The sequence below is a fragment of the Myroides sp. LoEW2-1 genome, from assembly GCF_009767705.1.
GTDB lineage: Bacteria > Bacteroidota > Bacteroidia > Flavobacteriales > Flavobacteriaceae > Flavobacterium > Flavobacterium album_A.
In genome coordinates, this window is the sequence record NZ_WSPP01000048.1 from 1 (window position 1) to 11,399 (window position 11,399).

11 protein-coding genes are annotated in these 11,399 nt (G+C 34.2%); 7 read left to right on the top strand and 4 right to left on the bottom strand.

All coding sequences use genetic code 11. The features are described 5' to 3' along the window. Positions 1 to 529: 529 nt before the first annotated feature. From GOQ24_RS03870 to clpX, 6 genes are all read left to right on the top strand, one after another. Positions 530 to 1,777 carry an OmpP1/FadL family transporter gene (locus GOQ24_RS03870; protein ID WP_155090863.1) on the top strand — a complete coding sequence of 416 codons (1,248 nt, stop codon included), beginning with the start codon at positions 530 to 532 and terminating at the stop codon, positions 1,775 to 1,777. A gap of 18 nt (positions 1,778 to 1,795) precedes the next feature. Then, positions 1,796 to 3,397, top strand: coding sequence for a hypothetical protein (locus GOQ24_RS03875; protein WP_160339149.1), 1,602 nt, complete (start codon positions 1,796 to 1,798; stop codon positions 3,395 to 3,397). Positions 3,398 to 3,426: 29 nt separating this feature from the next. Further along, positions 3,427 to 3,783, top strand: a complete 357-nt coding sequence (locus GOQ24_RS03880) for a phage holin family protein (RefSeq protein ID WP_155090861.1) — start codon at positions 3,427 to 3,429, stop codon at positions 3,781 to 3,783. Positions 3,784 to 3,882: 99 nt separating this feature from the next. Further along, positions 3,883 to 5,208, top strand: a complete 1,326-nt coding sequence (tig, locus tag GOQ24_RS03885) for a trigger factor (protein WP_155090860.1) — start codon at positions 3,883 to 3,885, stop codon at positions 5,206 to 5,208. Positions 5,209 to 5,290: 82 nt separating this feature from the next. Then, complete coding sequence (clpP, locus tag GOQ24_RS03890; protein ID WP_155090859.1) at positions 5,291 to 5,950, top strand: ATP-dependent Clp endopeptidase proteolytic subunit ClpP; 660 nt, start codon at positions 5,291 to 5,293, stop codon at positions 5,948 to 5,950. Positions 5,951 to 5,957: 7 nt separating this feature from the next. Further along, entirely contained in the window at positions 5,958 to 7,199 is a 1,242-nt protein-coding gene (gene clpX, locus GOQ24_RS03895) for an ATP-dependent Clp protease ATP-binding subunit ClpX (RefSeq protein ID WP_160339150.1), read from the top strand. Positions 7,200 to 7,253: 54 nt separating this feature from the next. Here clpX and GOQ24_RS03900 read toward each other — a convergent pair whose 3' ends face one another. From GOQ24_RS03900 to GOQ24_RS03915, 4 genes are all read right to left on the bottom strand, one after another. Then, a complete protein-coding gene (locus tag GOQ24_RS03900) occupies positions 7,254 to 7,604 on the bottom strand; it encodes a hypothetical protein (RefSeq protein WP_155090857.1) in 351 nt (116 codons plus the stop codon). Positions 7,605 to 7,708: 104 nt separating this feature from the next. Further along, positions 7,709 to 8,377, bottom strand: coding sequence for a response regulator (locus GOQ24_RS03905; RefSeq protein WP_155090856.1), 669 nt, complete (start codon positions 8,375 to 8,377; stop codon positions 7,709 to 7,711). Then, on the bottom strand, positions 8,370 to 10,109 hold the full coding sequence (locus GOQ24_RS03910) for a tetratricopeptide repeat-containing sensor histidine kinase (RefSeq protein WP_160339151.1): 1,740 nt from the start codon (positions 10,107 to 10,109) through the stop codon (positions 8,370 to 8,372). Before GOQ24_RS03910 ends, GOQ24_RS03905 begins: the two co-directional genes overlap by 8 nt. Positions 10,110 to 10,171: 62 nt before the next feature. Continuing rightward, positions 10,172 to 10,603 carry a hypothetical protein gene (locus tag GOQ24_RS03915; protein ID WP_160339152.1) on the bottom strand — a complete coding sequence of 144 codons (432 nt, stop codon included), beginning with the start codon at positions 10,601 to 10,603 and terminating at the stop codon, positions 10,172 to 10,174. Between the two features lie 205 nt (positions 10,604 to 10,808). On the opposite strand from GOQ24_RS03915, the gene GOQ24_RS03920 reads away from it, so the two are divergent. Then, positions 10,809 to 11,363, top strand: coding sequence for a hypothetical protein (locus GOQ24_RS03920; protein WP_160339153.1), 555 nt, complete (start codon positions 10,809 to 10,811; stop codon positions 11,361 to 11,363). The last annotated feature ends 36 nt before the right edge of the window (positions 11,364 to 11,399 follow it).

Genomic DNA, 11,399 nt, shown 5'->3' on the forward strand with positions numbered 1-11,399 from the left:
TGAATTCTTGATGATAACGTTGTTTTACTTTTTTCTCTTTTATTGACTTTTCCATCTCTTATTGGTATTTAAAACTGTACAGTTTTTTCAGGACGGGTCAGTACTTCTGAAGGTCAAGTTAGTTGTCGCTTCTCACATAAACGGAGGTGTTTTTAGAGCGAATAGTTAAGGGGGACGTTGGTTTAGAAAATTGGGGTAAAATGAAGTTGTTTTTTGCGTTTGGAGCATTTGAGAACTCCCCAAATGCTGATCTTAGAAGTATATATACTTATTATATGTGAATCCAGAGAGGTTAAAACTTAATTTACAGCAAAGAAGTATTGTTTTTTTAGAATTAATTATAACGTTATGTTTTATTATTATTTCTACTATATGTTAAATTAATAGTAATTATAGTTATGTGTTGTTGGTTTTATTTGAATAAAATTTATTTTATTTTTTACTAATGTTAAAATAAGGCTTAAAAATTTGTAAAATTATAATATCTATCTATATTTGAAATTAGACGAATTGTAAACAATATTAGATTATGGTTAAAAAGTTTATATCATTATCCCTGTTATCTTTAATATCTTATTCAGCATTTGCTGGAGGTTATAGAGTAGCAATGCAAGGTAACAAACAGCTTGCGATGGGACATACAGGAGTAGCTGTGGTAAACGGTGCAGAGTCAGTGTTTTTTAACCCTGCTGCAACAGTTTACTTAAAAGATAAATGGAATTTTTCGGCTGGAATGAATGTATTGGTAGCAGATACAAAATTCCAAAATGAAACATACGGTTGGGAGAATGAAACTCGAAATGTAGGAACTCCTATCTATGCTTATGGTACTTATAAGGCTACTGATTGGTTAACAGTAGGATTGGCAATCTATTCGCCTTATGGAAGTGCAGTTGATTGGGATAGAGATTGGCAAGGAGCTCATTTGGTAAACAATATTGATTTAAAGGCTTTTTACTTTCAACCTACTGTAGCAATTAAAGTAAGTGATCGCTTTAGTTTTGGAGGGGGACCTATCTTTGTAAATGGAGGGGTAACTTTCAATAAGAATATCTCGAGAAGTATGGTTGACGAGCATGGCAACAAAACGGATGTAACTATTGAAGCTAAGAATGTTACAGCTTGGGGATGGACTGCAGGATATATGTTCAACTTTGACGACCATTTAAGAGTGGGGATGAACTACCGCTCAAAAATCATTATGAAAGAGAGCGATGGTAAAGCTAAGTTCTACGATGTACCTGGATTTGGTGAAGGTATGTTCCAAAATGGAAGAATTAAAGCGCAAATGCCATTACCAGCAGAGTTTAGTGTTGGGGTATCTTATGAGTGGAATAAGTGGTTGTTTGCATTTGATTACAACCGTACATTCTGGAAAATTTACGATGCATTAGTAATTGATTTCGTAAATAGCCCATTGGGAACATCAGTTAACCCTCGTAATTATAAGGATTCAAGTACATACCGTTTAGGAGCACAGTATACTGTAAATGATCAGTTGTCTTTAAGAGCAGGATGGTACTACGATGAAAGCCCTGTTCAAGATGGATACTTTGCACCAGAAACACCGCGTAACGATTCACGTGCATATACTGGAGGTTTAACTTATAAGTTTAAAAATGGTTTAGGAATAGACTTAGTGTTTAGTTATTTACACTTTAGTGATACTAATAATTCTTATGACTATTTCCAAGAAGATGGACAAAATGTTTCGTTTGGAGGAACATATAGAAGTGCTGTGACAAGTGGAGGTATCGGTGTAAGCTATAGTTTTTAACTTTAAAAGAAGACAATCATGAAAAAAAGATATTTATTAGTGTTGCCAGCTTTAGCTTTATTAGCGAGTTGTAAACCAGAGATTAGCGATAAAATAGATTCAGGTACATACTATCCAGGTAATGCAGATTTCTCTACTTATGTAGCAGTTGGGAATTCATTGACTGCTGGTTTTATGGATGGTACGGTTTACCGTTCAGGACAGGCCAATTCGTTTCCTTCTATTTTAGCGAAACAGTTTGAAGTTGTTGGAGGAGGGCAGTTTACACAACCTTCTTTTGACAAAGACATTAACGATGTAGGAGGCTTGTTATTTGGAGGTGCGGTTAACCCTGGGTTTAAGACCAAGATGATCATTAATATGTCTACAGGAGGACCTGAAAACATTAAAGGACAATCGACTTTAGAGGCAACAGAACAACAGAAGAAAGCATATCACAATGCAGGTGTTCCGGGAGCTAAAACATTCCACTTACTTGCTGCAGGGTATGGTAATCCAGCTAATTTAGCTTTAGGAAAAGCAAATCCTTATTTTGTTAGAACAGCAACATCAGAAAATGTTACTGTATTGGAAGATGCACTGTCTTTAAGTCCTACATTCTTTAGTAATTGGATTGGAGCAAATGACGTACTTTCATATGCAACTTCGGGAGGTGAAGGAGTGGATCAGAATGAGAAAGGTGGTTTAAATCCTGGTGATTATGGAGCAAATGATATTACACATGTGGGTGTGTTCCAAGATGTGTATAGTAAAATTACCAATGCTCTTACAGCTAATGGAGCAAAAGGGGTGGTAGCTACTATTCCAGATGTAACAGCGATACCTTATTTCACTACAGTTCCTTATAATCCTTTAACACCTGAGTTAATTGGAGTTGATAAAATAGATCAATTGAATGGTCTAATAGGCATGTTGAAACAAATACTGGCAAAAGGAGAACAAGGAGATAGATTACAGATGATTTCAAAAGAAGCGGCTAATCCATTGTTGATTCAAGATAAAAGCTTAGCTGATATGTCCGCTTTGTTAGAAATGGGAATTAAACAAGCAGTAGATGCAGGACTTTTTCCTATCAAATTAGAACCGGCTCAGATTAAGTTAATAGCTGTTTCTTTTGGTCAAGCAAGACACGCTACGGCTAAAGATTTAATGTTGTTGACAAGTAAAGCAGAGATTGGAGCTTCATTAGCTCAATCTACTGGAAACGCAACAATTGATGCGATGTTGAAAAAAGGGGTTACTTTCCCAATTGGAGATGAGTTCGTGTTAAATTCTGTTGAACAAGAAAAAGTGAAAAACGCTACCACACAGTTTAACTTAATTATTAAGCAAATTGCAGCAGAGAAGGGATTAGCTGTGGCGGATATGAACGATATATTGAATAAAGCAGTATCGGGATTGAGGGTAGAAGATGGCCAAATCTACACGGCAGATTACTTTAAAGGTATGGGGAATTTGAATACGGTGATGTTTTCACTTGACGGTGTCCACTTAAATCAAAGAGGATATGCTTTCATAGCAGCCGAAATTTTGAGAGTGATTAATAGACATTACGATGCAAAGATTCCTTTGGTGAATCCTGCAGTTTATCCTGGACCTACTTTATTGCCTAATAATTAATAATTTATTAATTTTACAAGAAAAAAGGTATGAATTTTATCATTAGATTATTAATTACGACGGCTTTAGTCATGTTTTTATGTTGGTTATTACCAGGAGTAAGTGTTGATGGATGGACAACTGCCCTATGGGTAGCTGTTGCAATGGGGTTGTTAAATGCATTTTTAAAACCCATATTAGTTTTCATGACACTGCCAGCAACGATTGTGACACTGGGATTATTCCTACTTGTGATCAATGCAGTAATAATTCAATTAACAGCATACTTTGTCAAGGAATTTACTGTTGACAATTTTTGGTACGCCTTATTATTTAGTATCGTGTTGACATTTTGCCAATCCATAGTTAATGGTAAACAGCAAGATGATCGCCTACAAAGGCAGTAAAAAAATTATTGATTGAAATACAATTACTTAAAAACTTGGATGGGTTGTAAAAATAATTTATTTTTGCAACCCAAATTTATTATGTAAATACATCAAAAAATGAATATTACAAGAAATAATGTAGATGCTCTTAATGCAATCGTAACTATTGAGCTTGCAAAAGAAGATTATCAAGGTAATGTAGATAAGGTTTTATCTAACTACAAAAAGAACGCTAGTATTCCTGGATTTAGAAAAGGAGCAGTGCCAATGAGTTTAATCGTTAAACAATACGGTAAAGCGGTAATGTTTGAAGAAGTAAACAAAATTTTGCAAGACAAATTGAATAATTATCTTGTAGAAGAGAAAATCGATATTTTAGGAAACCCACTTCCAGTGGCAGATGAAACTTTTGACTGGGATGCAGATGTATTAAAATTTGATTTTGAATTAGGATTAACTCCTGAATTCACTGTAGATTTAGAAGGAAAAAACAAAATTAATAAATTCAAAGTTGTTGCTGATGACGCTATGTTAGATGAGCAAGTTGAATATATTCAAAAACAATACGGTAAACTAATTTCTAAAGAGACAGTAGAGGAAACTTCAGAAATGGTTGGTACTTTCACAAATGAGGAGGAGGGAATCAACAATGAAGTTAAGATTGCAGTTTCTGCTTTTAGAACTAAAACAAACCAAAAGAAATTCTTAAACAAGAAAGTAGGTGACCAAGTAACTGTTAGTACAAAAGGATTGTTCGATGACGATCACAAACTTATGGAGTACTTAGCAGTTGACCACGATAAAGTTCACGGTTTAGAAGTAGATGTTGTATTTACAATTAAAGAAATCAACGAAACTGAATTAGCTGAATTAAATCAAGAATTATTTGATAAATTATTCGGTGAAGGAGTTGTAACTTCAGTTGAGCAATTGAAAGAAAAAATCAAAGAAGATGCTGAGAAACAATTTGCAGGACAAGCTGACCAAAAGTTTGTAAATGATGTTTATGAGCACTTATTAGAAAGTACTTCATTTGATTTACCAGCAGCGTTTTTAACTAAGTGGTTACAATCAGCTGGTGAAACTCCAATGACTGCAGAACAAGCAGCTGAGGAGTATGCTAAATCTGAAAAAGGTTTACGTTACCAATTGATCGAAGGAAAAGTGATGTCACAATATGATTTACAATTAGACTTCGAAGAAATTAAAGCTTTCACTGTTAAGTTAATCAAAGATCAGTTAGCTCAATTTGGACAAGCTGAACCAGATGATAAAACAGTTGAAGATATCGTAGCAAGAGTTATGTCTAACCAAGAAGAAGTAAGACGTATTTCTGAGCAAGTAATGAACGATAAAATGTTAGCATTGTTTACTGAAAAAGTAAATGCTAAAGAAAAAGAAGTTTCTTATAAAGATTTCGTAAAGGAAATGTACGGAGAATAATTTCCGAAAAAAAATAAGTATATTTGAGCGTCTTTCCGAAAGGAGAGACGCTTATTTTTTAATACTAAAAAAGTAAATAAAAATGGATTACGGAAAAGAGTTTCAAAAGTATGCAACTAAGCATCACGGTATAAATAGTATGTACTATGACAAAATCGTTAGTAGTATGACTCCATACATTATTGAAGAGCGTCAAATGAATGTAGCTTCAATGGATGTATTCTCTCGTTTAATGATGGATAGAGTTATCTTTTTAGGTACAGCTATTGACGATTATGTAGCAAATATTATTCAAGCGCAATTATTGTTCTTGGAGAGTGTGGATAACGAGAAAGATATTAGTATTTATGTAAACTCTCCTGGAGGAGGAGTGTATGCAGGTTTAGGTATCTATGATACTATGCAATTCATTAAACCAGATGTAGCAACTATCTGTACAGGAATGGCTGCATCAATGGGAGCAGTATTGTTATGTGCTGGAGCTGCAGGTAAGCGTTCTGCTTTACCACATTCTCGTGTGATGATTCACCAACCATTAGGTGGAGCTCAAGGTCAGGCATCTGATATCGAGATTACAGCAAGAGAGATTATGAAGTTAAAAGATGAACTGTATCAAATCATTTCAAAACATTCTGGACAGTCTATGGAGAAAGTTCACCACGATAGTGATAGAGACTATTGGATGATCGCTCAAGAGGCAAAAGAGTATGGAATGATTGATGAGGTATTAATTAGAGAATAAATTATATATGGCGAAAGAAGAAATGAGATGTTCTTTCTGTGGGCGCCCTGAGTCAGAAACGAATATTCTTATTGCTGGTATAGATGCTCATATCTGTGATAGATGTGTTGAGCAGGCATTCGGAATTGTTGAGGAGGATGGAGAAGCGAAGGAGCTGGAAAGTTTAGCTAAAGATTTATTACTAAAAAAACCAAAAGAGATTCGAGCTTTTTTAGATGAATATGTGATTGGACAAGATCAAACTAAAAAAGTAATGTCCGTTGCAGTCTATAATCACTATAAACGCCTTTTGCAAGAAGCGAATAGTGAAGAAGGTGATGTTGAAATCGAGAAGAGTAATGTCTTAATGGTAGGGCAAACAGGTACTGGTAAAACGTTAGTAGCAAAAACAATCGCTCGTATGTTGAATGTTCCTTTGGCTATTGTGGATGCAACAGTTCTAACTGAGGCAGGATACGTAGGAGAGGATGTAGAAGGTATCTTGACTAAGTTGTTGCAGGCAGCAGATTATGATGTTGATCGTGCTGAAAGAGGGATTATTTTTATTGATGAGATCGATAAGATTGCTCGTAAGAGTGATAACCCTTCTATTACACGTGATGTATCAGGAGAGGGAGTGCAACAAGCTTTGCTTAAACTCTTAGAGGGAAGTGTTGTGAATGTTCCGCCAGAAGGTGGTCGTAAACACCCTAACCAAAAGTTTATTGAAGTTAATACAAAGAATATTCTGTTTGTTGCTGGTGGTGCTTTTGACGGTATTGAACGCATTATTTCTAAACGTTTAAATTTCCAAGCTGTTGGATATAACGCTACGAAAGAGAATGAAAAGGTAGATAAGACAAACCTAATGCAATACATAGTACCAAAAGATATTAAAGATTACGGTTTGATTCCGGAGATTATCGGACGATTACCTGTATTGACTTATATGGATCCTTTGGATAGAGAAACTTTGAGATCAATCTTGACTGAACCTAAGAATGCACTGATAAAGCAATATGAGAAGTTGTTTGAAATGGATCATATTAAATTTACTATTTCAGAGGATGCCTTGGATTACATTGTGGATAAAGCATTGGAATATAAATTAGGGGCTCGTGGTCTTAGGTCTTTATGTGAAGCTATTTTGACAGATGCTATGTATGAATTGCCAAGTCAGGATCACGTTGAAGAACTACATGTTGATCGAGAGTATACTGAACAAGCATTAAATAAGAATTTACTACAGAAACTTCAAGCTTCTGTATAAGGATAAAATGTAAAAAGCGATAGATTAATCTATCGCTTTTTTGGTAATATAATATTAGTTAGGATTCAAAAACTTGTTTTGAAGTTTTTTAAATTGATTCTTGTGGTAATCGCCATTCTCTGTTTGAAGGAATAAGTGATTTAACCTTTGCTCTATTTCAGCATTTTTCAACATGAATGAAGAATACTTCTTAAGGCTTGTTCTATCGCCATTCAGAGCTTTTTTGTACACTTTGACGTAGTTGTGTATGTTGTTCTCGTATTCTGATAGAAGTAGGCTTATTTCTTGATCAGCTGTTGTTCTTTGCTGTTTTTTTTCATCGATAAAATTCCAAGTTATTTTGACACACAGCATACTAAAGATTAGAATTAAACATACAATAACAACTTGTCTCAATTTGAACATATTATAAATAAAGCTATTTGTTTTCAATGCTAAATTATGACAACTCAAATTAACTATGGTACGGAAAACCATAATTGGGATGTTTTTTTCTTGTTAAATTAGAATTAAATGAGCCCTAAGTCTTTTGCAATACTGACAAGGTGTATTGTGTTTTTCGCCTCAAAAGAGAGTTTTAATTTTCCAATTCTCTTTTCTATACTACTTGTACTACTGATCGTTTTTGATTTGGATTTAAAAACTGCACTGATTTCTTGCTGTGTATAGCCCTTGGATAGTAAACTGATAATCTCCAGATCTTCGTCAGAAAGTATCAAAGCAGTTGAAGTAGTAGTTATGTCCTCTATATCAGGTGATAGATAACAGTTTGGGGTTGATTGTATGTGTTCAATAGCGTGATGGAGTTCATTGATACTGTTGCGACCTTTGCTAATATAAGCGTCAATCTTTAACTTTTCTATTAAAGTGTTTATCTCTATGTATCTGTTCTCTATTGAATAAACTATTATTTTGGTATCAGGATAATTGGCCTTGATTACCTCAATTAAGTCAATACCTCCTTCTAATTTTTGTTCGCGATAATCTTGTTCAAAGGACAAGTCAGTAATGATCAAATCAAAGGGAGATGAATTTAAGTGCGCATTTTGAATTTTCAACCAAGCGTCATCACAATATTTGGTATTGTATATTTCGGCACTGTACTTCTCAGAAAGTGCTGTAACAATACCTACATTTATACTGTCATAATCTTCTACTACTAATATCTTTTTAAACATATCTATAGGGTATGTAGATTGAAAGTTTTGTGCCAATCTCATTTTCTCTGTCAAAAATAATATATCCTTTTATATTTTCTATACGGGATTCCATATTGGAAATTCCATTCTTCTTTTTAATATCTTCGTAGATAAGTCCTATGCCGTTATCTTTATAGTATATTGAGATTCCATTTGCTTCTTTTGTAAACTTGAATACAACAAGTGTAGCCATGCTGTGTTTTGTCATATTGACAAGAAGTTCCTGTAAGATTCTGTAAATGGTGATTTTTTGAATTTTTACCAGCATACTGAAGTCAATATTGTCTATTCCTGTGATGATGATTTTAGTCTTTTCACTTGTGTATTCATTGAATAAGTTTGTCAGCGTTTGAGTGAAGTTGACTTCGGTATCGATAGAGTTCAATTGAGTAGCTATGTTTCTCGACTTTTTGTAAATCGCGTCTAAATCTTTAATTAGGTGTTCTTTTTTTTCAGGGTCTTGTAGATTAAAGTTTTGTGTGTAAATCAACGTGTTGAAAATATCATTAGCTAATTCATCGTGGATTTTTTTGGCAATCCTACTCTCTGTTTTATAAACTTGTTTACCTTTTTCTACAATGTGTTTCTTTTTTATTTTAGAATAGACAATGGTTACAACAAGGAGGATTAGCAAGAGTACGCAGACAAGTACTAATACTGTATTGTGTTGCTTGGTTATGGTTGTGTCTTTAACTTGTAAATTGTATTTCAGCTTGCTGTTTTCTTTGGCGTGTTTGTCGTAGTCGTATCTAATTTTTGCAAATTGATTTTTCGATAACTGTGTTTCAACGTGAAATTGATTAGAGAGTGCGATATAATCGGTTATACTTTTTTTGTATAAAGGGTGATTTATAGCGCTATTGTTTATGAGGATCTCGAGAATAGTTAGTTTTTCTTTCTTGCTACTTATGTCTTCTATATGTTCGTAAGCCATTTTAGCGTAGTTTAATGCGTTATTGGCATCTTTGTCGCTGTAGTATTCACTCAAAGCGATATAACTACTTACAAGTTCGTATTTGTCATTTTCTTTTTCTCTTAGTTTAAGCGCGTAGGACAATTCATCTCTACCACTTGCTTTGTCAATTCTGTACTTTGCCTTCCCTAAGTTATTGTATATTTTGGCTAAATCAGTAGGGTTAATACTGTCTTTGTACTCCTGTAAAACTTGGGAAAGGATTTCTTCAGCTTCTTTATATTGTTTATTCTCGATGAGTAAATAGCCTATATTGTTTTTGGTGATGATCTGATGTTCTTTATCATTACTTATCGCAAGTGATTTTTTTGCATATTCAATGGCATTTTCAAAATCAAGGAGTTCCGTATAACTCAAAGACAGAACTAAATTGGAGTATATCTGTAGGCTTGTGTCATCTTCTTTGATATAGTAAAGTTCCTTTGCAATGGTTTCTTGTGCGCTATTAGCATCTCCAATTGTTAGATAGATAGTGGCAATCTTGAGATTGTTGTAAGTAATCATTTCATGATCATTTATCTCCCTGAGTTCTTGATTGGATAGAAGATATAACTCAAATGCTTTTTCCAAGGCACCCAAATCAAAGAGACTGTCAGCTTGTGCTGTATATTGTCGGCCTAAGAGATTAGATTCTTCCAGATTTGGATTGTCTTTTTTCGAGCAACTAAGGCATAATGCTATACACAATATAGCATATAAGAGTAAATTCGAAGATGAAAAGTAGCGCTTTAATTTCATTCTTCGAATTTACAGATAAATTAGCATTGATAAAAGCTCAAAACTAGTGTGACTTACAATGTCTATTTTGTAGGTCTTGTCGGTGGTTTAATCGGCGGTAATCCCCAATCTTTCTCGGGAGCTTCTTCCGTATCGATATCGGTTCCAATTGATTTTGGTCTTGTTGGTGGTTTAATCGGCGGTAATCCCCAATCTTTCTCAGGAGCTTCGTCTGTATCGATATCGGTTCCAATTGACTTAGGTCTTGTTGGTGGTTTAATCGGCGGTAATCCCCAATCTTTCTCAGGAGCTTCGTCTGTATCTATATCAATTCCCAAAGGTGATTTTTGACTTTGAGGAGGAAACCCGTAAGGCTCATCGGAATTTTCTGAGTTATTTTGTTTGTTTAGATTTTGTGTTGGAATACCTTCCTCTATTTCGCTTTTCTCGCAACTTACTAATGTTAGTAAGCTGAGGTTTAGCAGTATTAAAATTCGATATGTTTTGCGTACCATATTCTAATGTGTATTAAAGTGTTTTTATTAGTACTCTGAGAAATGAAGGGAAGTATGAGAAGGATAAATGAATAAGCCCTTTCTTATTTCATTTATGGTTTTCACATACTGCATTGCTCATGTTTCGCAACAAAGAACCCTTAGTAATACAGAAGTAGAGAAGTGTCATTCCAATTATTCCGATAATTCTAATAATTCCACATAAATGAAAGAGAATACTTCACAGGCTTATATTGAAGCAGTACAATTTTATATACAGACAAAGATTAAAGAAGGAAAGGAAGATTATTATCTTTCGCCATCTCCAAAGCGGATTAAAGAACTTTCAAAGAGAGTTTATAAGGGAAGTAATGTTAGATTAGATCAGAAAATTATAAGTACTTTCTTTGGTTTAGAAGAATCAAGATCAATAGATCGACAATTTGATAGTTTTGACTTATCCAAGTTGAAGCCAGTCCAGAACTTTATACTTGGAAAAACGAAAAGGCCTGGCATTGTCATTGTTGATTTAGTAGCTGTATTATATGAGTTTCCTATTAGACCATTACAGCAATTTCTAAATCAGGAGAGGGAAGGAATAGAATCTTTTGTGCTTTGTATACAAGAAAGAGACATGGAGGTGCTGAAGAATTTAGAATCTATGAGTCAATTACAAAAACTTAGGGATAATAGAGAAGGAAATGATCAGGCAAATGTAAGTACTTATATCAAACTACACTGGTTGGTCGTTTGTAGCTTAGTGATCATTTTTTTTTATTAGGGATACTCTGTGCTTATCTTTTAAGGTAAAAAAAAA